Genomic DNA, 24,272 nt, shown 5'->3' with positions numbered 1-24,272 from the left:
CGAATGCATGCTGAAAGACTGCTGCTTGGAAGCGAAAAAATGGCCAACCAGGATTTTAGCGCCTCAACACCTCAGGCTCCCTCTTGGGAATAGGGGTCCGTGACGGCGACGGCGGTGGCCGCCCCGATGGATTGCAGCCTTGCGCAGTGAGGCACGGAACCCGAGCGAGCTCTACCTAGGACGCTCTACCCGACCTTTGCGGTTGGACGGCCTTCAAAAAATTCCTCAGTGCCTCCGTACGCTTGTAGATGCGACCTCCTGCCAAAACCGGATCGAAGGCCGGCTTGTATCCGCGCCTCCGCAGCAGATGGTACACCGCCAAAAAATGAAGATCGAGCATTTGCCCGATTGTGACCGCAGAGATGTATTGACGCTGGAAGGTCTCAATGCCGTTGGGTGTCACACGGCTCGACCTCCGGGCAGGACCGGACGTCCTCAGTGCCCCCTCTCGGACCAAGAAATGATACGTCCGTGGGCCGATGCCGAGAAGCTTGCAAACCTGATCCCGTGTCGGCGACTGAGCAGGTCGACGCTGAACCATCAACCGCTCGACGTCCGCCCTATTGAGGAGAATGCCTGCCAGGCCGACGCTCCCGTCCCCGACGCCCGCAGCCAGCACGGTGCGGCGGACGAGCGACCGAAGGAGCCGCTCAAGACCCAGGAAGCCGTACCCGTCCGTCAACTGCGCCGCGCTGACGACGTCGATCAGATCGGTCGGGCCCGCATCCGATAGCGCCGGTGCAGAACCGGCTACGTCAAAAAGCAAGTATTCGATCTCAATCCGGCTAAACCGATGGCTGCTCTTGTCGTGCGCGTTGTCGCTCGTCGTCAGGTATCCGGCGGATCGCAGCGTCAACACGCTGGTCGTCGCGATGCCCAGCAACCGTGCGGCCTCCGTCAACGAAAGGGCGTCGTCGTACATCTCCTTGATCTTCGGCAACAGCGACCGAGCGATCTTTACCCTGGTGTGATTCACTTTCCCCGGACCCACGATGCCGAGATCGCAGAGGATCGGGTAGAGCTCGCCGGCCCAGGGCTTGAGTCCACAGGCCTCGTTGACGTAGGTCAAGTTGACCCAGCGCGACGCTTCCGCCGGGCGCCCGAAGACCACCGTTTTCGGACCTGCGGGAACGTTGGCCAGGAAGTGTCGCTCGTACTCATCACGCAGCGGCTGGACACTGGGAAATTCCCACCCGCCGAGCGTGTGGCCGAACCGGCGGTACGCCCGGCTCGATCCATCTTCCTGGCGAGCCGAGCTTCCAAGGTGGTCCTTGGCGAGTCGGTAAAGGACGTCGAGGAAACGATGATAAGCCCGAGGCCAGCGGCGGAGAATGTGGAAGCTATCCATTTTCGCCGCGAGCTTGGCTTCTCGGGAGGCGCTGCGCTTCTTGATTGTCCGACTCGACGTTTGCGGCTGGGGTTCCAGGGGAGCTTCGGTCGTGTTGCGCCTCTCGGATCTGAGCCTGTTGTCCTGGATCTGCCATCCCAAGGAAAACATCAGTGCCGTGGCTTGCCCGAGCGGGAGCGCGTCGAGCACGGGGATGGCGCGGTGAGGCATCCCAAGGAGCCGCGCGAGAATGTAGGCGTCCGCACGCGCTTCCAGCGCATCGACCAGCTCCGGTTCGACACAGGACAGGTCCGCACCGCATGCGCAGAACCGCACGTCAGCCGGCAGGAGCGTGAGGCGCTGCCCGCAGGACCGGCACCGGTCCACCAGCCAAGCCGAGTGCCTCGGGCAAACATCGATGGCCCGTAGGTCCCACCAGAAACGCCGGTGGCAGCAGGCCGTCGGTTCGGCCGTGTGGTCATGCAACCGCAGGTCGTCCCGCAGGCAGGCAACACAGACGCGGCGTTCGTCGTGCACGAACCAGTCGTTGTTGTGGAACTTCTCTCCTCGGAAATGCCGCGCGTGCCAGTCTGGCGCGGGGGTCCAGGACAGGACGCGGCCCGGTTCGAAGCCGGCCAACTCCGCGATGGCCGATGCGGCGCCACCGCTCGTCACGTCCCAGTAGGGTACACCCACGTCACCGGCAAAGGTGCGAAGGTCCGTGCGGCGGTGCCGTACAGCCAGCCTTGCCAACAAGCCGTATGCGGGCTCCTCCTCGCGGAAGCGGACTCGGAGCGCCAACGAGCTCAACCCGGTTTCCTCTTGGCTCTAACCGGCCGGAGGCATGGCATGCGCCGGCGCGGGGACGGCTCCCATCCTGCGGGGCGTAGCTGAAGAACCGGTTTCACCCGAAACTGCGCATTCGCGCTCACCTCCCGTTCCCCAGCTGCCCGCGGTGTCCCTCTTGTGACGGGCTGTCCATTCCATGCGTGCGACCCTTGAAACCGGCGCGCCCGGTCGACGCCGTCGTGAGGTTGCCCCCTTCAGGTCCGGCGGTTGCCGGCGGGATTGATTCGCGCCGTGCACGGCACCCGTTCCCCGGGCGAGAAGGCGCAACCGATCTGCGCAGCACGCCCAAACCAAGCGACGCTTCATCCTTCGCGGCCGACAGCCATGCGGCGCCATGACTCGTTGCAGCCTCGGTTACCCGGATTCGGGAAACTTCCGGTTCTCCCGCCTCTCTTGGCGAAATCCCGCCGATTGCTGCGCCGCGTCAGCCATATACAGTTCGGCCTACCCGCCATGATGTGCCTTGACAACTTAGAGCGGCCGAAACAATTTACGGTGAGGCTGTTTTCCGTAGAAGTCGATTTGCTCTTCGAGCAATCTGATGATCCTTGAGAGTTTTCTTCGGGGGGGCAAGTCGTGTCTTATATTCACGCAAGTAGTCCTAAAAGAGGAGTTGTCGTTTTTGAGTCTGACGATGGGACCGAAACAATTCGAGAGGGTGGAAGCCGCTCTTGGCGGAACAACAATCCTGGAAATATCGAGGATGGACGCTTCACGAGGCGAAGCGGGTCCATCGGAACCGACGGTCGGTTTGCAATTTTTCCAGACGAGACGACCGGCCTGCGCTCGATCTCCCGGTTACTACTCACAGCCCCTTACAAGAAGCTCACGCTCAAGCAGGCCATATTCAGATACGCTCCATCCAATGAAAACGACGCTGAGGCCTACGCTCAAGATGTGTCGCACCGGACCGGCATCGGTCTCGGTGACATCGTGGGGGAGCTCGCGGATGATCAGCGCGACCGAATCGCCGAGGCGATACAGATCCACGAGGGGTGGCACGCGGGCCGGGAATACCCGAAGCCGCACGAACTCCTGACGGAACTGGGCGAGGACGTGGGCCAATCAGCCTCGGCGCCGCTCTCGGAGGAGCCGATAACGCTCGCGGAGCAACTCGGCAGCATCATCTCCACAATGTCCGACAAGCTTGCCGCTGCCGCTGCGGCGCGGGACGGACGTCAAGTACCGCTATTTTTCCCAGATGGTATCGAGCTGATCCAAGTCAGCCTGCAGGGTAGTTTTGGCGATCCGAAAATGCCGTCACTGACGGCCAGTGTGACAATCAGCGGCCTCAAGCGCTTTCCCGGTCCGCAATCCGAGCCGGCTCAGCCAGAACCGAAGGCATCCCACTTTCGTTCGGACACGGATTTGCTTCCCGTCGAGGCTGTCGAATTCGAGGAGGATTTCAGCGCGCTGGAAAGCGTTGACCTCCCGAGCCTGATGGCTCCGGGTTCCCCCAAGGGCGTTCCTGCGGACGATCCATTCCCATTCGCACGGAGCGATACGCCAGTCGGCAACAGGCATTGGCCGCTGAGGACGAAGCATCCGTTGCGAAACGTCGTATCCTACACAACCCAAAGGAATCAGATTGTCGGGAGCGCGGGACGCATGTTCCTCGGCGCGCGACCGAAGGGCCGCTACCACGTAGCCATTGATCTATATGCTTATGAGAACGACGAAGTCCTTGCCTGCGAGGACGGGACAATCGTCGCCTTTTATCCTTTCTATCCCTCGAAGGCTGGAGAGATGACGTATGCTCTCTTGATCGAGCATGCCGCTTTCGTGATCAACTACGGCGAGGTCAAAGGCACTTCCTCCCATACCTATGGATGGAAGGTCGGGGACCGTATCAGGTCGGGTCAACCAATCGCACGCGTGAGCTCTACGGCGATGACCCATTTCGAGACTTACGTTCGAGGAACAGTTCGCAACGAGCAATGGTACCGAGGCCGTCCCCACCCGCCTCATTTGTTGAACCCGACGGCCTATCTCCTGGAGACTTTGTCCGCCTGACGTGTTGGCAGGCCGGGGCCGCATGTCTGTTTGACGCGCGATGAATTTCGCCGAGGGCGCGGCCGCATCCTGCAAGGGCCTTCCGGGTGCCGGAAGGGGCCACGTCACGACGTCCGCCCTGGCTGGACTCGTCGCTGCGCATCCTCGCGAAGGTAGAAGATCTGGCGGCAGGTCGGTGGGCCAGCCGCGATGGCAACCCCACGCTCGGCCATGATCCGGGATGCGCGCCTCGGTGAGGTGCCGAGGAGACGCGCCGCTTCGCTCGCCGGCATGTACCGGCGCGCGAATGCATCGACATCGCAGCGCCGCAACGAGCGTGGACCAGCCCGACCCTGACCGAGAAGGCCGATCCGCCGCAGCGAGCGTGCCGCCTCATGATGGATCCCGAGCTGCCCGGCGGCCTCCTCCACCGTGAGGCCGTCTCCCTTCCGAAGGCGGCGGAGGTCGGCCGGCCTGACCATGACCGTCGCCAGGGACAGTCGTCCTGGCGAAACGCCGGTCGCCCGGAGGGTCCCGGCCTGCAGCCCGGCACAGGCCACCTCGATGGGAACACCGACGGAGCGGCATGCGCTGGCCAGCATGGCCGACCCGCTCGGCGTGGAGCGGCGAATTGGGGCGCCGACGACCAGCGTCCGCAGGAAGCGCTCGGCGGCCGCAACCTCGAAGCGGCCCTCCGGTTCCGCCCCGCCGGTCCCGATGCCTGCGGACGCGATCAAGCCGGTATCCACGATGCGCCCTGCCTGCGCCTTCCCGACACCGAGGATCATGCGCAGGCCCTTCGCGTCGGTGGTTCGACCCAGGGTCTCGCGCAAGTGGGTAAGCCGCGCCCCGTCGATGGGGAAGGCAACGCTCCGGCGGATGCCGCCGGACAACATGCCGTGTCTCAGCAGGAGACCTCGTGCGCGGCGGTGCCCCATGCCCAGGCTCGATGTCGCCGCCGTGAGGTCCACCAGCGGTGTTCCCGGCGCCCAACCGAGCGCCCGCTCCCGCCCCGAGATCACGCCATTCGCCACGGCATGCTCGCGGAGGGCACGCTTCAGCATCCGGCCGAACCCGTTGTCCGGCAAGCCCCCGATCCAGAGTTCGTAGACCCAGCCATAAGACCCGATCAGCCCGGGCCGGCCGCCGCGTGACCGGCCGTCGGCGAGGATCCGATCCAAGGCTTGCCGCAATCCGTTTTGCCAGTCGGCGATCAGCTCCATGCCGGCGTTCCGGTACGCCGACGCCTCGCTCGCGCTGGGGCGGGGCTTGCGGGAGCTCCATCGACCCTGCGCGGCGATGCCGAGGCGTTCGAGGGCTCGTACGGCCTCTTGATAGGTCAGTGGATCGACCAGGCACGCCTGCGCGCGGCTTCCAAGCAGGCGCTCCGTGAGGTAGCGGTCGGCTGGCCCTGGCGGGCGACCGCCGAGCTCGGGGGCCGAAGAGAGCGAGGCTCCGCATCGGCATCGGTCAACCGGGCCCGCCCAGCCCGGGTTGCGGCCGCAGGCCCGGCACGACCGCGCAAGCGGAACGCCATGCGCCACGCAGCCCGAGACCGACCTGACATCCCACCAGTACCGGTGATGGGCGAGCCGCTCCGGCGGCAAGCCTCGGTCGAGCGCGAGGCGCGCGTCGTCCGCCAGGCAGTGCGGGCACCAGCGCCGGCTCGTGACGGACCAGTCGCCGAGCGCGATGAACTCTCCATTCAGCTCGACCGTGCGCCTTGCGGCGTCGATGAGGGGCGAGCGGAGGCCGAGCGCGAGCGGGTCGAACCCCGCCAGGCAAGCGACTTCCCCAGCCGAGCCCCCGCGCAGGATGGCGCGAAAGGCCAGGCCGCAATCCGCCGCAAAGCCGGCCGTGTCGCCCGAGCGCCGGTGGCGTGCCGCCAGGCGCATCATCGCCCCGTGCGCGGGTTCATCCGTCATCTCGGGCACGCGAAGCCCGAGCGGCACGCGCCTCACGCCGACCTCCCGAATGTGCTCGGTGGCGGGGTCTCCACCGTCCTGTGCGCCGTCACCCGCGATTGGTCCCCCATCCGGGCGCCCGCCATCTTGCGCCAGAGCGCGCGGAACGCCTCGCCCTGGGCGAGGTAGGGGTTGTCATCCGCCGATGCGTCGAGCTCCGCGTCGGCCACGTCGGCAGGGTTGGGGGAGCCCCCGCCGAAAGGCTCTGCCGGCGCGCCTGCGGCTTCGCCGAGGAAGGGCGCATCGAAGTCCAGGAGGACGGTGGGCTTCTTCCTCAGCACCAGGTCGGCGTAGATCCGGGCCAGGAGCCTGAGGTCGACCCGCGCCTTGCCCTCGCTCAAGGCGGCCTCCAATGCCAGGCTCAGCTGGCCGGAGATGATCCCGATATGGCCGCCCGTGGCGCAGTAGATCCGGGCGGCAAAGTCGAACTCGGTGAAATTGGACGGCTCCGGGAGCGCAAGGTGGCGCTCGAAGAAGGCCAGGATCCCGAGATACTTCTTGCGTCCCAGGCGGTCGCTCCAGTTGTAGGGCTCAAGATGAAACGGGGGCCGGAAGCGGCGGCGCAGCTGCCGGAGCTTCGTCGTCTCGGGTAGGTCGCCGAGGTGCGGAAGGCCCGCAAGCACGATCTGTGTCGCGAACGGGTTCAGCAATTGCTTCAGGAACTCCGCCGCATCCTCCAGATCGTTGTCGTTCTTTTGGTCGACGAGGTGGTGTGCCTCGTCGATCATGAGCACCTCGACGCACATCTCCTCGCACAACATCCTGATCTCGCTGAGGATGCGCGCGGTGTTCCAGCCGTCCCGCAAGCGGTAGCCAGGCTCCAGGGCGTCGAAGATCGCGCCGGCGAGCTGGCGCGGGGTGGTTCGCTTGGGGGCCTCCACGAAGAGGACCGGGCGGATGTTCCCGTCCGGCGTCACCCGCATCGGGTTCTCATCCCGCAGGGTCTCCAGGATGAAGCTCTTGCCGGCGCCGGGCTCGCCGAGGATCAGGAGGGCGCGCGCCTTGAGGGGCTTCACGCCCTTCGGGCGCCAGCGCCGCCGCAACGTCCCGACCGCGCGCTGCCCCTTCTTGAACATCTCGTGGGGCACCACGGCATGCTCGAAGGTCTTAACCCGCTCGCTGACCTCCGCGTCCGTCAACGTCATGTGTGGCTCCATTCGTCCATGAGGGCATCGAGGTCTTCGGTCAGGCTCTGGTGGAGGGAGCTGGCCGAGGGTAGGGGTGCGGGCGGGGCCGCGGTGGCGGGGGTCGCCCGAGCCGGAGGCACGGTCTCGACGGCACCGGGCTCGGTCTGGACGGCGACGCTGGCCGGCTCCGGCGGCCGCGTGTCCGGGGGCCGACGGGCGTGAAGTATTCCCCGTTCGCGCGCCGGTACCGGGCGACTTGCGCCGCGGTCGTCAGGGACTTGCCGTTTCCGAGGATGCGGTCGCTCTCCTCCTCGGCCCGTTGCTTGGCCAGGAGGATGTCCTGCTCCGTCACGAAGCGCCCGCTTCCGGCCCTGCGCGCTCCCTGCAGATGCAGGCCGGCCGCAAAGATCGAGACGCCGCGGGCGATGGCCTGGTTGGTGCAGTCGACCGGGATGTGCTCGCCCGTATCCTCGTCCAGCACCCAGATCCTCCAAAGATCGAACGGATCGAACCGGACCTGGTAGAGCTTCTGCAGCCCTCCCCGCCGCTCGCGCAAAGCCGTCAGCCTCCCCGAGTGGTAGTTCAGGCCTTCCAGGCTGATCCCGGTGTTGCCGATCGGCCTGTCCCTGACCTGCCCGATGAGTTCGATGACCTGGGAGTGCGAGGGAACGGCGCGGACACCCCCCTGCCGCGCCACGAGGTCGTTCCAGACGTCGAGGGGCCGCGCCTCCAGCGTCCTGTGCTTGGCGACGTGGTAGTCGTCGACGATATAGCCGAGCAGGTCCCGGCGCAGCTGGGTCAGCGTCGTTTCGGCCCGCTTGATCGCGTTGTAATCACCGCGCGCCACCGCGCTGTGGAATGTCTTGCCCTCGCGGTGGCCGTAGACCTGCGCGTTGAACCGGCCGAACAGCCTTTCGAGCTTGCCCTTCAGCCACGGCGCCATCACGGGCAGCGGTCGGAGGCGGAAGTTCATCGCCTTTTCACTGCGTCGCAGGCTCTTCGAGCGGAACTCCTTCCCGTTGTCGACGAACACGAGACCGGGGATGCCCTCGCAGGGCCAGGGATTGCTCAGGCCCTCGATGCCGCGCAGGTCCTTCGGCCAGAATGCGTGCCCCATGCAGCGCTGAAGCGACGCGTAGCTGGGTAACTCAAAGGACAGGTGGCACCCGATCAGCATCCTTGACGCGCGGTCGAGGGCCGCCGTGAACCAGGGCCTTCCGATGGCACGTCCGGTCTCCTCGTCCACGACGATGAGGTCTACCAACGAGTGGTCGAACTCGACTTCCGCCATGACCTTGGCGAGAGCGTCCGTCTTCCGGAAAACGTTGAAGGCGAGGTAGGCCGGCCGGCCCCCCTCTCGCACCTTCATCTCCTCTCGCGCGTCTAGCAGGCTGTTCTTGAAGGTGCGGAAGGCGGGGTAGGTCGGGTAGGGGCGCTGCCCGCCCTTCTTCCGCGGCTTGTCGGCGTCGAGGCCCTTGCCTTTGCAATGTTCCTCGAACTTGCCGTACGCATAGGTCAGCGGCGGCCGACGACGGTCCTTGACCAGGTAATACTTTTCGATATGCGCCCGCATCTCCACGTAGATCCAGTGGGCATACCGCTGCTTGCGGTCGCCCCGCCCACGGAAATTCGGTAGCAGGACGCGAATGTCGCGGTCGTGCGTGATCCAGGTCCGGTACCAGAGCTCGACCGTGCGCGGCTTCGGAACGACGAGGGGCTGCCCCTTCTTCGGCCGTTTCAGCTCGGTGGCGGCCTTGCGCTGCCGCTGGCGCCGCCGCTCCGCGAGCGCCGCCGCGTAGGCGATGTCCTCCTCGCGCCATTCACGCTCGAAAGCCTCGAAAACGTGCGGCGCCGCCCACGCGTAGCTTTCCTCCAGCGTCTCCCCGGCCCCGTGCCAGTCGTCCACCTCGCGCACGTACTCGACCCGGCGCAGGGCAATGGCCTTGTGGTCCTCGGGAAAGGCCTCGAACGCCTTGGACAGGCAATAGGCAATGTGCTCGTCGGCTTCGGGGTCGGCGGCGTGGAGCTCGACGGCATGATCGAGACGCAGGTCGTGGATGTGGTCATCCGACCACGTGACCGCGTCTTGATCCCCGAGCTGCACGAGCCAGCCCTTCCGCTTCCGCTTGAGAACCTTCCAGAGTTCCGGGCGGCTTCCCTCGCGTTGCACGTGCAGATGCGCGCCGGGATGGAGCTCGATTTGGACGGCGCTCATGCGGTCCTCCTGCCGACGAGACGGCTTCGCAGGGCGAGGGGTTGGTCGATTTCGATCCGCACCTCGTCGAGGGCCACGAGCCCAAGCAGCGTTCCGAAGGCGTCCGGGCCGAGGCCGGCCGAGCGCAGAAGCTCGCCAGCGGTCGCAGGATGGATGCCCGTCCGAATGGCTCGGCGCAGGGCCGCGAGCGCCGGCTCATCCCAGACCGGTCCGGCGTGGCAAAGGATCTCGCGCGCATTCTCAAGGCGCGGGGATCGCCGGATCTCCGCCTCGGTCCAGGTCTCGAACGTCGCTCCCCGCCGCTCGCATTCGGCCTCGATGGCCACCCGGCGGCCGCCCAGCGAAGCGTCCTTGAGCAGGCGACGCAGGGGTTTGACCTCGCGGTACGTGCGAGCGCCGGCCGTGGTGAGGATCAGGAAGTCGGGGACGTAGCGGCGCGCTCGCCCGCCCTGCCGCCAGCGGAACACTTCAGGCTGCGCCCAGAATCCCTCCACCGCGGGGTCGACGCAGAGGATGGTGATCAGGTCCGCTTCCAACAGGCTCTCGTACGGAACGTCGGCCTGCATCCTGTGGGACCAGAGGCGGTGCACGAAGGACCACCGGCTCCGACCCTCCGCACCCGTTCGGACCGGTGCCCACCCAGGTGCCATTCCCGGGGGCGCGCGGCCTGGCTGGGCGTCGGGACTGAACGAGGCCGCGCGCGCGTACGTCAACTCTGAATCTCCGTGGTTTCATGTCCGCTCAGAGGCGGCACTGTGGCGGTACCGCGGGAAGCTAAGTCGAGGCCGGTTAACCTCGCGTCAGGCTCCCCCGGGGGTATTCGGCGTTGCTTGTGCGGCAATGCCCGGACGGTCCCGAGCCGGCAGCCAGGCCGCTTCGGTGCCGCCGGAACCGTCATCCCCCGAGACGGCACGGATGGTTCGTGCACCCGCACGAGCGCCTCCCGCCACGTACACCGGCGGGCGCGCTCGCCGGCACCTCGGAGCCTCTCGGGTCTGACTCTGCTCCAGGCGCCCGGTCAGCCCTTCCGGTCGGGCAGGAGGTCTGGCGCGGCCGCGGTGACGACGCCGGCCGGCAGTCGCGCCGCCGCGGTGGCGAGCAGAGCTTGTCGGAGCCCTGACGGCGCGGGGATGGGCCGGGCATCGGCGCACCACGCTTGCTGGGAACGTGACTTTAGCCTTGGCTGGCCGGGGCCCGTTTCGTCGCCCAGGATCTCGCCCGGCTTCGGCGCCGCCGCCAACTGGCGGGTCGCGCCCGCGCGTCTAGCCGGATCCGTGACCGGACCGGCCGAGGCGTCATCCGGCAACCAGCCGGCGCTTGCGCCGGCCTCCTGCCGCGATGAACGGCGACCGTGCGCGCTCTGGCTTGCCGGTTCACCGGCACTGAAATGGCAGGGCACCCGCTGCCACGCGCCATCGAGCAGCGCCCACACCGCGCCGAGGTCTGTCGGATCGAGCTTGACAGATATCCGGGTGCACCCGGCTGCTCGCGCAGCGGCCAAGGCGGAAGAAGCGTATTGAAGACCGCCGACGCGCAGGCCCTGCATCGTGAGGCGCCGATCCAAGCGGGCATGCGGCGTGGGCGCGCCTGCGTCGCCGAGGCTCGACGCCGCGTTGTCAGGGTTGACCGCGGGCTCAGCCCCGTCGCGTGCCCCGGGGGGCAGAACCAAGCCAGGCCCCTGCGTGTTCGGGCCCTCCCCCGTCGGTTTCTTCACTCGCCTGGGCCTCGGTTTCCGCCCGCGCTTCTCCAGGGCGGGGTGGAAAGGCAGATCGGGCTGCGCGGGGCGCGTATCCGCGGCCGGCTCCGCGGGTCCGTCGGGTTGCTGTTCGGATTGCCGATGCGTCATCGTCGTACTCCGCTTCGGACCCTGAGCGGCCAACGGGGGCAGGCTCATCGGGTCGGGGGCGGACCGATGGGGTACGTGAGACGGGGCTTGCGGCCGCGAATCAAGCGTGCGATCGATATCCCAGGAGCGCACGGAACCCCGTGGCCAGTCATGCTGGCCATCGTTCGGTCCGGGATCCCCAGGGCGCTGTTCGAATGCGGTTTGGCCCTGGGGAAGGTTGAGCTCTAGCGACACACGCGGTCCTGCAAGACCGCGTGTGTCAGCCTGCTCGCGGCGGTCCGCGCGAGCGCGTGCCTCCTGCCGAATCGATCATGCGCACACGTCCTCCGAAGTGCCGTCCAGGCCTGCGGTGATAGAGATTCCCGTTCGGGATCGATCCGTCAATAAAAATCTTCAGACCACGAAGTATGTCCGTGACGTGTCGGCGTCTCGGGAGGCCGACGTCACGCGATGTTCGTGTTCCTGTTCCGGCTTCGGTCGGGCTTCTTCGTGCTAAAACTGCGTTCGAAGGATTGAAATGCTAATCCTTTGCTTTGCGGTCCGATTGAGATCTTTCAAGCGTCCCATCGGGACAGCAGCATAAGGATTGTGTCGGCAATCCTTGGTTTGCGTCTCCATCTCGCCGCGCCCTGCGATGATCCGGCCCCACAACCCCCGGCCAGCCCAAGGACGTTCGCCCTGTTCGCGGTTCGGGGATGCTCGACCCGCCTGACGGCTGCTTCGGAGCCATCCCTCGGGGGCACGCCAGGCGTGCGCTCCGGCTTCGTCCGCCGATTGCCCTGGCGCCTTGTTCGCGGCGGCCCCCACAGGGACGCCGCCAGACAACAGACAACGGGCCGGGGTCCACGAGCGGGAGCGCGGGAGAGCGATGTTTCGACGCGGCAAGAGGCGAATTATATCACCGCCGCCGGTGCGGGCTCAACGACGAAGCCGAACTTCCTTCCGCGATGGTTAACCGTCGTCCGCTTGCGCGTTGGCCATCGTGTTCGGCCCCAGGGCGCTCCGGCCCCGTCCGCCATCCATCGCAGCGCTACTGGCCCAGATCGGATCGAAGGCGTCCCCGCCGAAACACGACCTTGCTGCAGGCCATCGGTGGCTTTGCCATGGCGCGCCCGCCGGTTTCGTCGGAACATCGGCCTCTCGGCGAAGCGGCGCTGGCCGTGTGCCACGGTGGCGCGAGAAACCGTCCATGGGAGGTCTGCGTGAAGAACATCGTCGTCTGCTGCGACGGCACCGCCAATGAATTCGCCGCCGACCGGACGAACGTCGTCAAGCTGTTCTCGGCGTTGACGCATGACCCGAGCGAGCAGGTCGCCTACTACCATCCCGGCCTCGGTACGATGGAGCCGGCCGGAGCCCTCACGCGTCCGGTGCGCTGGGCCACGCGCCTCCTGGGCAAGGCGGTCGGCTACGGCTTGGCCGCGGATATCCGCGACGCCTACGTCTACATCATGGAACAGTACGAGCCGGGCGACCGCGTGTTCCTGTTCGGCTTCAGCCGGGGGCCTACACGGTCCGCGCGGTCGCGGCGCTGCTGCGTCTCTACGGGCTCATCCCGAAGGGCAACGCGGCCCTCGTGCCGTATGCGGTGCGGATGCTGACCGGCGTGGATTCCGACAGGGGAAGCGCCGGGCGCGACGCCTACTTCCGCCTGGCCGCCGACTTCAAGGCCTGCTTCGGCGCGCCGCGTGCCTGCAGGCCCTACTTCCTGGGGGTGTGGGATACCGTGAGCTCGGTCGGCTGGATCGGCAATCCCCTGCGGCTGCCGCACACCGCGGCCAACCCCGACATCCACCACGTCCGGCATGCCATCGCCATCGACGAGCGGCGGGCCTTCTTCCGCACCAACCTGTTCCGTGAGGTCACCCCGGATCCCGGCGAGCCCGCGCAGGATCTCAGGCAGGTCTGGTTTCCCGGCGTGCATTGCGATGTCGGCGGCGGCTACCCGGAGGACGGGAGCGAGCTCTCGCAGGTGGCCCTGCGATGGATGGCGGCGGAAGCCATCGCCCTCGGCCTGCGCGTCGACCCGGTGCGCCTGTCGGCGTTGACGGCCGCGACCGCTGTGCCGGTCGCGGGGACCGGCGCGATGCATGAATCGCTGACCTGGCGCTGGTGGCCGGCCGAGTTCCTGCCGAAGCGGCACTTCGATGGATCGCGCCGGACCTGGGAGCGCCGGATGAACCTCTTCCGGCGACGGACGCTCCCGCGCGGCGCTCTCGTGCACGAGAGGGCGAAGCGGATGGGAGGGGGCTACCTTGCCAGGCTGCCCGCCGACGTGACGTTCGTCGCCTCCCGCGGTGATCCCGGCGACCGCGCGCCCACCGTCGGCGCATGAGCCCCTGACGGGGCGACGCCTGGGTTCAGGTCTCGGCCTTGGAGTTCGGGATGGGCCGCACGGATGCGGGGACGCGCGTTGACCCTGGGCAAAGGGGTCGGCCCACTCCGGCTCACGGCGCCGTCGGGATGCTGGCGGCGATCTTGTCGACCCAGACCTCGCCCGAGGCGACGCGCCGGTCGCCGCCGACCGGCAGGACCGTCAGGTTGTCCGGACGATCCATCCGGATCTTCCTGGCGAGTTCCTCCCGCTCGCGCGCGAGGTCGACGCCGCCCGGGCCCCCGGGAGCGTAGGGACAGACGAAGACGGGCTTCCCGGCCTCCTCCGTCACCGCGCGGAACATGCCGTTGATGTGGCCGTCGTCTCCGTTGAAGCCGTAGCCGAGGACGACGACCGCGTCGCTGGCCCGCATCGCGTCGTAGAAGTCGACGTAGCGCCGCGACATCTCGACGGAGGTCAGCGGCTTGATCCCGCTCTGGGTGAACATGAAGGGGACCAGGAAGCGGCCCGCCCTGTCGAGCGCCCCTGCGTCCTGCGCCACGATCATGTTGCGGTAGGGGTCGTAGAAGTCGCGGACGCTGCCGTTCAGGAATCGTGCGCGCACGTCGCCACGGCCCCCGCCCGCCATGACGCTGTCGAAGAGGGCGGTGTAGTTGGCCGTGCCGACCTGGACATCCCGGATCCGGCCCTCGGTCAGCGAGGCCAGGACGTCGTGGTAGTACCCGGCAGAGCCGTCGAGGCCGCCGAGCGCCCTCGCTTCGAGCTCGGCGATGTAGGTGCGGACCGAGAGCAGGAAGGTGCTGATCTTGCAGAACTTCGCCCATTCGCGGGGCGCGTAGAGGTAGCGGAAGTTGCCGTCGACGAGCCCCTGGTAGTCGAGGCACTGGGCCATGATCGTCTCGATCACGTGGAAGGCGAGGCTCTCGAACGCGACCTCGATGGCTGCGGCCAGGGACACCGGTGCGCGGGTTTCCTCCAGCACCAGGCGGTACGCCGCGAGGCCGGCCTGGCCGTATTCCAGCCGGAAGATGCCGGCGAGGTCGTCGAAGACGGGGATGTCGGGGGCCTTCTGGAAGATCTGGTCGTTGAGCGAGGACACGAGCTGCTGGCCGAGCGAGCCGACGTAGAGCTCAAGCGTGCCCCGCAGCAGGTTGCGCAGGCCCGTGGCCTGCGGTCGCTTGCCCAGGACGTCCAGCGCCGCGGAGAAGTAGGCCGACCGGAACAACTCGGACCCGTTGGCGCCGAGGCTCGGGTTCAGCTCGATCTCCTGGGCGTAGGTCTCGGCGCCGACCGGCCGCCCGAACGTCCGCTCGAACAGGTCGCTGAACTCGCGCTCGTCGACGCCGGCCCCCCGCAGGACCTCGCGGCAGAGCTCGTCGTAACGGTTGAGCCCGTCCCGCACGAGGGTGCGCCGGTATTCAAGGCTCGCCTCGAACAGGCTCGCCCGGTCGGTGCTGCCGAAGACGGCCACGCGCTTGGTCTCGTACCCCGGCGGGAGCCAGTCGGTCGCGTAGACCGTCCGCGGATTGATGCCCGCGCGCATCCTCTGGAACTGGGCCCGCTCGTCGTCCATGCTGCGGCGGAAGATGTCGAGCGCGAAGCGGCCGCCGGCCGGCATGCCGTAGCCGACCTCGGCCCCGGCCCCGAAGAAGAAACTCAGTTTCGCCGCCATCCCGCACCCTGCCCTGTCACGTCGGCCCGCTCCCGGCGTCCGACCGCGGCCCGTCCGTATTCCTCCCTGCGCATAACCATGCGGCGAGCGCCGAGGCCAGCGCCAAGGCTCCGCGCGGGCGCCGTGGCCTGACGGCCCCGCTTTGCGCCAGCGCCATGCCCGCGCGGGTCCGGCGAGAGCCCTCGCCGGGACGCGGCCGCGGAGCGCCATCGCCCGGCGCGACGGCGCTGCATCCGGCCCGCCTTCCATCGGGCGTGCATAACCCTGGGACGGCCTGGAGCGACGGCGCCTCCGCGGGTACCGTCACGGCCGGCCCACGCTTGACGCTTTCGAGCGTGCGCAAGGATTGACGGCACGATCCTATCGAGCCGTGGCAGTCTGGCGCGCCGCCAACGCTCCGGCGCCGCGGCAAGGCGGGCTTGGGCGCGAGGCCGCGGGATCCGGGCCGGCACGGGGGAGCACATGGCGCGCACACCGGCCGAGGGCGGCGACGACGCCTTCCATCGCTTGGTCCTCGCCACGTTCGGGCACCAGCGCTACACGCAGGACAGCCCGATCCTCCCGAACGTCTGGATCTCGTTCCTCCGCAGGCCGGAGGCGCCCGTCGACCTCATCCTCACGCCCACGTCGGGGTCCCGGCCGGGCGAGATCGCGCGGAACCTGCGCGAGCGCCTGCAGCGCCTGGACGGGCGTGCCGCGGCGCGGGCCCACGTCGCCTACATCAACGGGACCGTCTGCGCGCGCCTGACCTTCGAGGAGTTGCTTCGCGTCGTGATCCCGATGACGACTTGGTGGCTGCGCGTGTCCGCCCGCCCTGGCGCCGTCGAGCTCCTCTACGCCGACCTGTTCGAGCGCACCGAGGACGACGACGACGTCGCGGCCGTGATCTCCCGCACCGGGCAGTGGGAGTTCTTCCGGTTCGCGGCGCTCAGCGCGATGGTGTCCCTTCGCCGGGATTCCGACCTGACGCCCAAGGAGCTGGCACGGGTGAGGGACGGTCTGGCCGGGGGCGGGCCGGGCCGGAGGCGGCAACCCACGCTCCGTGACGTGAGGCCGGCGATCCAGCGCTTCCGCGACCTGGCGCAGGGGTTCCTCGGCTTCGCGAGCCCCGATCCGGTCACGGGACAGCGCGCGGAGATCTGGACGGTCAACCGCAACCGCGAGGCGTCGGTGTCCGTCGCGCTCTCGCGGAAGACGGTGAAGGCCGACGCCGCGCATTGCCTGTTCAACCTCGACACGAGCGGCATCCGCTGGGGCATCGTCGACAGCGGCGTGGACGCCACCCACCCGGCCTTTTTCGACCGGGCCAAGCTGAGGGCGTCCCAGCCCGGCGGCGGCCCGCCCGCCGCCCGGCAGCCCTGGGCGGACCTGACCCGGGTGGCGGCCACGTACGACTTCACCTTCCTGCGCCGGCTGATCTCGACCGGACGGATGCCCACGGGCCGGGCCGGCGGCTGGCCCGACCGGGCGCAGGCCCGCGCCATCAACGGCCGGTTCCAGCGCGAGATCGAGATCCTCCGGCGCCGCTACGACGAGGGCGGCGACCTGGACTGGTCGGTGATCGAGCCGCTCATCCGGGTGCCGCACGGGCCGGACTATCGGGCCCCGCGCTCGAACCATGGCACCCACGTCGCCGGCATCCTCGCCGGCGACTGGCCGCGGGACGAGAACCCGGAAGGCGACGTCGACCTGCGCGGCATCTGCCCCGCCCTGGAAATCTACGACCTGCGGGTGTTCGCGGACGACGGCAGCGGCGGGGACGAGTTCACGATCCAGTCCGCGCTCGAATTCGTGACCTACCTGAACCGGAACCGCCAGGTGCCGGTGATCCACGGGGTGAACCTCAGCCTCTCCATCCCGCACGAGGTCGAGAGCTTCGCCTGCGGCCGGACGCCGATCTGCGACGAATGCAACCGGCTCGCCGGGCAGGGCGTCGTCGTGGTCGCGGCGGCCGGCAATCGCGGCTGGGTCGATGGCCTGGCCGAGAACCAGTTCGGGGACTTCCGCTCGATCACGGTCACGGATCCCGGCAACGCCAGCGAGGTCATCACCGTCGGGTCCACCCATCGCGTCGAACCGCACACCTACGGGGTCAGCTACTTCTCAAGCCGGGGTCCTACCGGCGATGGCCGTATGAAGCCAGACGTCGTGGCCCCCGGCGAGAAGATCCTCGGTCCCACGCCAGGTGGCGGTCTGCGCCGCCTCGACGGCACCAGCATGGCGGCGCCGCACGTCAGCGGGGCCGCCGCCCTGCTGATGGCCCGCCACCGCGAGTTGATCGGCGACCCCCGTCGCGTGAAGGATGTCCTGTGCCGGACGGCAACCGACCTTGGCCGTGAGCGCTACTTCCAGGGCAACGGGCTCGTCGACGTGCTGCGGGCGATCCAATCGATCTGATGAGGCCATCATGGTGACCTTCGAGGCGCTGAACGCGGAGCACGGCGACTGCCTCCTGATCCACTTCACGGATGCGGAGGGCGCCCGGCGGCTCTGGCTGGTCGACGGGGGGCCCTCCCCCGTGTTCCGGGACCGGCTCTCGAAGCGCATCGACCAGTTGCGCGGTGGCGCGCCGCTGCGCCTCGACCTCGCGATGGTCAGTCACATCGACGACGACCACATCAACGGCCTACTGGCGCTCCTGCGCCAGCAAGTCCGGCTCGTGAAGGACGAGAGGAAGGCAGGCACCGTCGACATCCGGGAGTTCTGGTTCAACGGCTTCGAGCAGATCGTCGGGACACCGGCCGTAGCTGCGGGCGCCGGCCCGGCCGGCCGCGGCCAGGATTACGCGGTCGAGCTTGGCCTGGCCGGCGAGTTCCAGACCGGCGTCACGGCGAGCGTCGGGCAGGGCAACGACCTGCTCGCGGACCTGAAGGCCCTGAGGATCCCCGTCAACGCGCACTTCGACCGGCTCGTCGTCGCACCCCGCCGCCTGCCGGGCGTCGGCGGGGCCGCGGTCACGGTCCTGGGGCCGCTCCAAAACAGGCTCGATGCCCTGCGGAGGAAGTGGGCGGCCGCGGCGCGGAAACCGAAGAAGGCCAGGAAGGCCGAGCTCGCCGACCTGTTCCGCACCGACCTCGACACCTCGGTCCCGAACCTCTCCAGCATCGTCGCCCTGGTCGAGGTCGGCGGAAAGCGCATCCTGCTGACCGGCGACGCCCGGGGCGACGACATCGTGGCCGGCTGGAAGGCGGCCTTTCCGGACCGGCAGGAGCCTTGCCCCGTCGACCTCCTGAAGATGCCGCACCACGGCAGCGACCGCGGCATCACGGAAGCCTTCCTCAAGCTGTTCCCGGCCACCCACTACGTCATCTCGGCTAACGGGCGCGACGGGAACCCGGAGCCCGCGGTGCTGGAGCAGATCGTGGTGACCCAGGAAGGGCGCGCCTTCACGATCCACTTGACGAACGACCTCCCGCACGTCCGACAGAAGATCGAGGAGCTCCAGCGGCGACCGGGCTCCCGGTTCCTGTACCGGGTGCGTGACACTACCGAGCCCGAGGCGCTGTCCCTGCAGATCACGCTCTGAGCCCTGTGGCGTAGGGAGCACCGCCCACAGGATGGCCGCCGAGCCTACAGACCCAGACCCGCGCGTGATGCCGCGTGATGGAGCGGCCCCGTGGTCCGAGATCGCGACCCGCTCCTAGCCGCCGAGATCTGACACTTGGTGACCGCACTGCGGCAGGGCCGTGGAGATGCCGTCGCGTGTCAGTGTCCGCCTCGCCCGTCCTTCCTTCCGGGGGAAAACGGGCGCCGTGCCTAGGGCTTCCTCCGCCAGGGTCAGGCAGGCCTTGTCAAGACATGCCGAGGCGCCTGTCGAAGCCTCAGCGCCGGCAGCGAGCGCTTCCAAGGCGCAGAGGAGATGCTCGGCCGCGCCGAGTTCCCCCTGACGGCACGCCTCCCGGAAGGCGGCGAGGATCAGGGCGTCGATGGCTTCCGCCTTATCTCGACGCGGTCGCGAACTCACGGGCGCCCGCCCTCGGCCGGCGGAACCTCGGATCGGAACAGACGGAGTGCGACGACGGCGAGCGCCAGTTCCGCAGCCGCGAACACGGCCAGGACGGGGCCGAAGTCGAAGCGAAGCATCGACCCGAACAGCAGGCTTCCCAGGCCGAACCCGGTGAACAGGAGGCAAACGTTCAGGCCCATCGCTTGGCCCGGCCGCTGACCGCCGAGCGCGGTGACGATGCCCGCGAACAACGGTTGCGTCATGTCGTAGCCGAGGGACAGGACCGTCACCGCCACCACCGCGAGCAGCAGGGGCGCGTCGAGGATCAGGGCTGCCGCCGCGACGGCGCCCAGGAAGAGGCCGAGCGGCAGGAGCCGCCCGCGACCGCGTCGGTCCGCCACCCGGCCGATGACCGGGCCGAGCAGGAAACCGGGGATGCCGTAGCCCAGGAGAGCAAGGCCGACGCCGACGGGCCCGAGACCGTAGCGCCGCTCGAAATACAGCCCCAGCCAGGTGAACACGCCGGAGTGGAAGATCGAATTGAGGAAGACGTAGACATACGTGCGGCGACCGCGGGGAGAGACCAAGAGGTCCCGATAACCGCGGAACAGCGTGCCCAGGTTGGCCCCGGCCGCCGTCGCGCCCGGAACGATCCCGCGTGACCGCCTAAGGACGAACAGGATCGCCGCACCTGCCGCCGCCACAGCCAGGAAGAGGCCCCGCCATCCGATGGATGGTTCGAGCAGCGCCCCGAAGGTGGACCCAAAGGCCATGCCGCCGGCCATGGCCCCGAAAAGCCATCCCAGCGGGCGCCCGCGTCGCTCGTACGGAAAGAGCCTGCCGACGAGGACGAGACCGAGCGGCACGACCCCGCTGGCCCCGAGCCCGGTCAGCAGACGCCAGAGCGCGAGTTGCTCCACGGACCCTGCCGTGGCGGTGAGGGCCGTCAGCACGGCGAAGCCGGTCATCGATCCGGCCATGACGCGCCAGATGCCGAGGCGGTCCGCCAGGAGCCCGTAGACCAACGTCGCCACGCCGTACGGAATCAAGTACGCGGGAACGATCAGTCCGACCCGCTCCGGCGAGGCGCCGAACGCCTCCCCGAGTTGTGGAAGGATCGGGGCGACCATGAAAGCCTGGAAGAAGATGGCGAAGGTAGCGGCCGCAACCGCCCGGAGCAGGCGCTCCCGATGCACGTCCGAGACGTCGGGCGAGACCGGGGTCATGGCCGGACCGCACCGGTCTCGAACCCGGCGCTGTCGAGGGCCGACCTGATCTGTCCGGGTTCGATCCGGGACGCCTCGAACGTCACCGTGACGCGCTTGTGCCAGGTGCTGGGCTTCGCCTGATGGACGCCGGGTACACCCAGGACGGCGTCGCGGACCTTTTCGGCGCACCCGTCGCAGATCATACCGGGCACGGTGAAGGTGACCTTGGACAGGGAGGCCTTCGGCCTGTCGCTCATTGCACCGTTTCTCCGGGTTCAAAGCAGGTCCGCGTAGACCTGGGCGTAGTAGGCGCTGACCAGCAGGAGGGCCGCGCCGCTGACGATTTGCAGGGTCCGTCCCCAAAGGCCGAGGCGAGCCAGGCGCGTGACGGCCCCGGCCGCCATCCCTGCGGCAAGGAACGGGAGACCCCGGCCGAGACCGAACAGCAGGGCGAGCAGGATGCCCCGACCCGGATCCCCGTCCGATGCAGCGACCGTGAGCAGGAGCAGCAGCGGGGCCACCGAGGTGCCGATGCTGAAGATCAGCCCGTAGACGAAGGCCCCGAAGAGGCCGGGCCGGCGCCATGCGGTGAGGTTGCCGAGGCGCATGCGGGGCCAGCAGAACGCCGTCACCGCCGCGCAAAGCGACAGGATCGCCATGGCGAGCGCCCAGCCCCTGCCGAAGGCCTCGGTCGCCAGGGCGCCGAGATGGCCAGCGACGGCTCCGAGAACGGTGAGGCTCAGGACGATTCCCGCAAAGAACGCGCTCGCGACGTGAAGCCCCATTCGGCGAGAGCCCGCCTCGGAGGCGCTGGCGACGCTGGCGATGCCGAGCCCCACCGGCAGGGTGCAGGGGCAGACCGCACTGGCCAGGATGCCCGCGAGGAAAGTGACCCACAGGGTGGCCGGGCCGCTTGTGCCGGACGCCAGCGGCTGGATCACGCTTTCGAGGGTCATCGCTCAAGAACCGGAGTGCCAGCCTTGTAGCCAAGACCGTCGATGGCCGTTTTCACCCGACTGAGAAGGAGGGCACGCCCGGACGCGTAGGTGACGCGGAGCGAGCGCCGAACGAAGTCGATCTCCGCGTCCGAGACGCCGTCGACCTTCCTGACGGTTCGCTTGATCGACGCGGCGCAGGACAGGCAGGCCATGCCCTCGATTGGAATCGTCGCGACCTTCAGCTCGGAGGCCCGGCGCGACAGGGCCGGCGGATCCTCCACCGCCCATGGTCGACCGACCGAACCGAAAGTGGCGGCGACGGCAAGCACGGCGACGGCACCCTGGCGTAGAGGGTCTGTCATGGGAGTACTCCTGTCAGGTCGGGTTGGGGTGCGCTGTCCGGGGCGGATGGCCGACGGTCATGATCGCACCCAGGAAGAGGCCGGGCTGTCCCCAGAGCGAGTTGAGGAAGATCGCGGTGACGCTGACCGCCATGGCGACCATGGCCCAGATCGGGTTGACCAGCCCGGTCGCGGCGAGCGGGATGCCGAGGCCATTGAAGGCGAAGGCAAGCCAGACGTTCTGGAGCATCTTGGCGTAGCTGCGGTGGCTGATCCGGCGCGCGAGCGGCAGCGCGGCGAGGCGGTTCGACAGGATGATGATGTCGGCGGCCTCGATGGCGATGTCGGTGCCGCCGCCCATCGCGATGCCGACGTCCGCCTGCATCAAGGCCGGGGCATCGTTGATGCCGTCGCCGACCATCGCGACCTTGCCCGCGGCCTGAAGCCGTCGCACGATCTCGGCCTTGCCGTCGGGAAGGACGCCGGCGTGGACCTCGTCGATGCCAGCCTCGCCGGCGATCCGGCATGCGGTTCGCTCGTTGTCCCCGGTGAGCAGGACCGTCCGCAGCCCTTCCCTGCGCAAGGCCGCGACAACCGGCACGGCATCCGCCCGCAGCTTGTCGTCGAGGGCGAGCAAGCCCAGCAGGCGGCCGTCACGGCCGGAGAGGATGACGGTGCGCCCGGCCTCCTCCAGGGTCAGGATGCGCGCTGAAGCGGGCGCGAGATCGATGCCGTGGCCGGCGAGGAAGGCCGGGCTGCCGACCACGACCTCGCTATCCGCGATCCGGGCCACGACCCCTTTGCCCGGAATGGCCTCGAACGCTGCCACCTCCGGGGGCACGGCACCGCGCGCGAAGGCCGCTTTGACCACGGCTTGGGCCAGCGGGTGCTCGGAGAAGGCCTCGGCTGCGGCGGCGAGGGCGACAAGCGCGGCCTCGGTCCCCGAATACACCTCGATCTCGCGGACCACGGGCCGCCCCTCGGTCAGGGTCCCGGTCTTGTCGAGCACGATGGTGTCGACGAGGCGATAGCCCTGGAAGGCCTCGCCGGTCCGCATCAGGATACCGTGCTCGGCCGCCTCCCCGGCGCCCCGCACGATGGAGAGCGGGGCCGAGATGCCGACGGCGCAGGGATAGCCCATGACCAGGACGCTGAGGCCCGCGAACACGGCCCGCTCGATGTCGGCCTCACCGCCGAGAAGCCAGGATCCGGCGAGCCAACCCGTGAAGGCGAGCGCGGCCACCACAAGCACGGTGGGCGTGTAGACCTGCAGCACGCGGTCGACGAGGTGGAGGAGGCCTGGCTTCAAGGCGCGGGCGTCTTCGACCTCGCGGATCACCTTCTGCAGGAAGCTGCCGGCGCCGACGGCCGTCACCCGCACGAGCAGGCTGCCGGTGCCGTTGATCGAGCCGCCGATGACGACGTCGCCTTCCGTGCGCTCGACCGGGATGGGCTCACCGGTCACCAGCGCTTGGTCGACGGCGGAGCGGCCGGACACGACCGTCCCGTCGACGGGCACGCGCTCCCCGGGGCGAATGCGGACGAGGTCGCCGACCGCCACCGCTTCGAGCGGAAGGTCCTGCTCCTGCCCGTCCCGGACCACGCGGGCGGTTTCGGGCTGGAGGTCGAGCAAGCGCTTCACGGCCTGCGAGCTGCGCGTCTTGACGATGAGCGACAGCCACTCGGAGAAGATGTGGTAGGTCACGACCATCACCGTGACGGCGAAGAACGGGGCGGTCGGATAGCCCGGACGGTTCAGTACAAGCCCGATGACGCCGCCGGCCATGCCCGCGAAGGCGCCGATCTCCAGCAACGCGTGCTGGTTGAGGATGCCGCGGCGCAAGGCCTGGATGGCCATGTGCAGGATGTGCCGTCCGACCCCGAAGACGAGGGCCACGGCCAACGCCGCGACGAGCCAGGGGGCGGACGTCGCCAAGTAGCCATGGAGGTTCAGGTAGAGGAGACCCAGCGCCAACACGGTCAGGCCACCGGTGCTGGCAACAGCGGCCAAGACGCTCGTTTTTTTCAGGACGAGGAACACCATGGCGCCGAGGCTGAGGCAGACCAGGGCGGGCAGGTAGCCGATCCAGCCGAGCGAGGGATCCGCGATGATGGGAATGGAAGCGACGCTGAGGGCAACCGCGATGACGAAGCGGCGGCTCTCCCGCACGAGGTCCCGCTCCTCTTCCTCGAACGGCCGGACCTTGCGCGGGTCGGAGATCGTGTAGCCGATGTCGCGCAGGATCCCGAGCAGAGCCGCCGGACGGGCGATTGCGGGATCGTACTCCACGAGCGCCTGCTCGTGGGTCAGGCTGACGGCGACCTTGTCGACGCCGGGTTGGCTGCCCAGCGCCTTCTCGATGGTCCCGGTGCAGAGCGAGCAGTGGAGGCCGCCGATCCGGGCGCGGATGCGGGCGCGGTCGGGCCGGCTTGCCGGCTCCTCGCTCCAAAGGGGAAGGTTCGCGTCGAGCGCTGGTGCCGAAGCCACTGCCCTGTCTCCTTGCGGTGTCGG

The 24,272-nt window shown here is 68.6% G+C and carries 15 protein-coding genes and 1 pseudogene; 4 read left to right on the top strand and 12 right to left on the bottom strand.

Features of this window, described 5'->3' with window-relative positions; translation table 11 throughout:
- Window positions 1-175 precede the first annotated feature (175 nt).
- Window positions 176-2,137 carry a TniQ family protein gene (locus DK389_RS21590; RefSeq protein WP_109892689.1) on the bottom strand — a complete coding sequence of 654 codons (1,962 nt, stop codon included), beginning with the start codon at window positions 2,135-2,137 and terminating at the stop codon, window positions 176-178.
- Window positions 2,138-2,752: 615 nt separating this feature from the next.
- On the opposite strand from DK389_RS21590, the gene DK389_RS21585 reads away from it, so the two are divergent.
- Window positions 2,753-4,189 (top strand): hypothetical protein, encoded by a 1,437-nt coding sequence (locus DK389_RS21585; protein WP_162560764.1) that lies wholly within the window; start codon window positions 2,753-2,755, stop codon window positions 4,187-4,189.
- 104 nt (window positions 4,190-4,293) lie between these two features.
- On the opposite strand, the gene DK389_RS21580 is transcribed toward DK389_RS21585, so the two are convergent.
- The 5 genes from DK389_RS21580 to DK389_RS32700 all read right to left on the bottom strand — a co-directional run bounded on the left by DK389_RS21580 (window position 4,294) and on the right by DK389_RS32700 (window position 11,020).
- Complete coding sequence (locus tag DK389_RS21580; RefSeq protein ID WP_162560763.1) at window positions 4,294-6,102, bottom strand: TniQ family protein; 1,809 nt, start codon at window positions 6,100-6,102, stop codon at window positions 4,294-4,296.
- Between the two features lie 23 nt (window positions 6,103-6,125).
- Window positions 6,126-7,277, bottom strand: a complete 1,152-nt coding sequence (locus DK389_RS21575; protein ID WP_162560762.1) for a TniB family NTP-binding protein — start codon at window positions 7,275-7,277, stop codon at window positions 6,126-6,128.
- 40 nt (window positions 7,278-7,317) lie between these two features.
- Window positions 7,318-9,474 carry a Mu transposase C-terminal domain-containing protein gene (locus DK389_RS21570; protein WP_109892681.1) on the bottom strand — a complete coding sequence of 719 codons (2,157 nt, stop codon included), beginning with the start codon at window positions 9,472-9,474 and terminating at the stop codon, window positions 7,318-7,320.
- Window positions 9,471-10,064, bottom strand: a complete 594-nt coding sequence (locus DK389_RS21565) for a hypothetical protein (protein ID WP_162560761.1) — start codon at window positions 10,062-10,064, stop codon at window positions 9,471-9,473. The genes DK389_RS21570 and DK389_RS21565 overlap by 4 nt, the downstream gene beginning before the upstream one ends.
- A gap of 428 nt (window positions 10,065-10,492) precedes the next feature.
- Complete coding sequence (locus DK389_RS32700; RefSeq protein WP_162560760.1) at window positions 10,493-11,020, bottom strand: hypothetical protein; 528 nt, start codon at window positions 11,018-11,020, stop codon at window positions 10,493-10,495.
- A 995-nt stretch (window positions 11,021-12,015) separates the two neighbouring features.
- Between DK389_RS32700 and DK389_RS35715 the strand changes: the two are divergent.
- Window positions 12,016-13,655 (top strand): annotated as a pseudogene (locus DK389_RS35715) (T6SS phospholipase effector Tle1-like catalytic domain-containing protein).
- A gap of 112 nt (window positions 13,656-13,767) precedes the next feature.
- Here the strand turns inward: DK389_RS35715 and DK389_RS21550 are convergent.
- Window positions 13,768-15,327, bottom strand: coding sequence for a hypothetical protein (locus DK389_RS21550; RefSeq protein WP_109892673.1), 1,560 nt, complete (start codon window positions 15,325-15,327; stop codon window positions 13,768-13,770).
- A gap of 462 nt (window positions 15,328-15,789) precedes the next feature.
- Here DK389_RS21550 and DK389_RS21545 point away from each other — a divergent pair, with 462 nt between their 5' ends.
- Both DK389_RS21545 and DK389_RS21540 read left to right on the top strand, forming a co-directional pair.
- Window positions 15,790-17,724, top strand: a complete 1,935-nt coding sequence (locus tag DK389_RS21545) for a S8 family peptidase (RefSeq protein ID WP_210206697.1) — start codon at window positions 15,790-15,792, stop codon at window positions 17,722-17,724.
- A gap of 10 nt (window positions 17,725-17,734) precedes the next feature.
- The gene (locus DK389_RS21540) at window positions 17,735-18,853 is read left to right on the top strand and encodes a ComEC/Rec2 family competence protein (RefSeq protein ID WP_109892671.1); all 1,119 of its coding nucleotides are present in this window, start codon (window positions 17,735-17,737) and stop codon (window positions 18,851-18,853) included.
- Between the two features lie 434 nt (window positions 18,854-19,287).
- Here the strand turns inward: DK389_RS21540 and DK389_RS21530 are convergent, their stop codons facing one another.
- Genes DK389_RS21530 through DK389_RS21510 form a run of 5 tightly spaced genes read right to left on the bottom strand, consistent with a single transcriptional unit; the run spans window position 19,288 to window position 24,248 of the window.
- Complete coding sequence (locus DK389_RS21530; protein ID WP_109892667.1) at window positions 19,288-20,499, bottom strand: MFS transporter; 1,212 nt, start codon at window positions 20,497-20,499, stop codon at window positions 19,288-19,290.
- Window positions 20,496-20,738: a heavy-metal-associated domain-containing protein gene (locus DK389_RS21525; protein ID WP_109892665.1), complete on the bottom strand. Its 243-nt coding sequence runs from the start codon at window positions 20,736-20,738 to the stop codon at window positions 20,496-20,498. The genes DK389_RS21530 and DK389_RS21525 overlap by 4 nt, the downstream gene beginning before the upstream one ends.
- 18 nt (window positions 20,739-20,756) lie before the next feature.
- Complete coding sequence (locus tag DK389_RS21520) at window positions 20,757-21,437, bottom strand: cytochrome c biogenesis CcdA family protein (RefSeq protein ID WP_109892663.1); 681 nt, start codon at window positions 21,435-21,437, stop codon at window positions 20,757-20,759.
- A complete protein-coding gene (locus DK389_RS21515) occupies window positions 21,434-21,781 on the bottom strand; it encodes a heavy-metal-associated domain-containing protein (RefSeq protein ID WP_109892661.1) in 348 nt (115 codons plus the stop codon). The genes DK389_RS21520 and DK389_RS21515 overlap by 4 nt, the downstream gene beginning before the upstream one ends.
- 13 nt (window positions 21,782-21,794) lie before the next feature.
- Window positions 21,795-24,248 (bottom strand): heavy metal translocating P-type ATPase, encoded by a 2,454-nt coding sequence (locus tag DK389_RS21510; protein WP_109892659.1) that lies wholly within the window; start codon window positions 24,246-24,248, stop codon window positions 21,795-21,797.
- Window positions 24,249-24,272 lie beyond the last annotated feature (24 nt).

It is taken from the genome of Methylobacterium durans (assembly GCF_003173715.1).
Classification (GTDB): domain Bacteria; phylum Pseudomonadota; class Alphaproteobacteria; order Rhizobiales; family Beijerinckiaceae; genus Methylobacterium; species Methylobacterium durans.
This window is presented reverse-complemented; position numbering and strand designations above follow the sequence as displayed.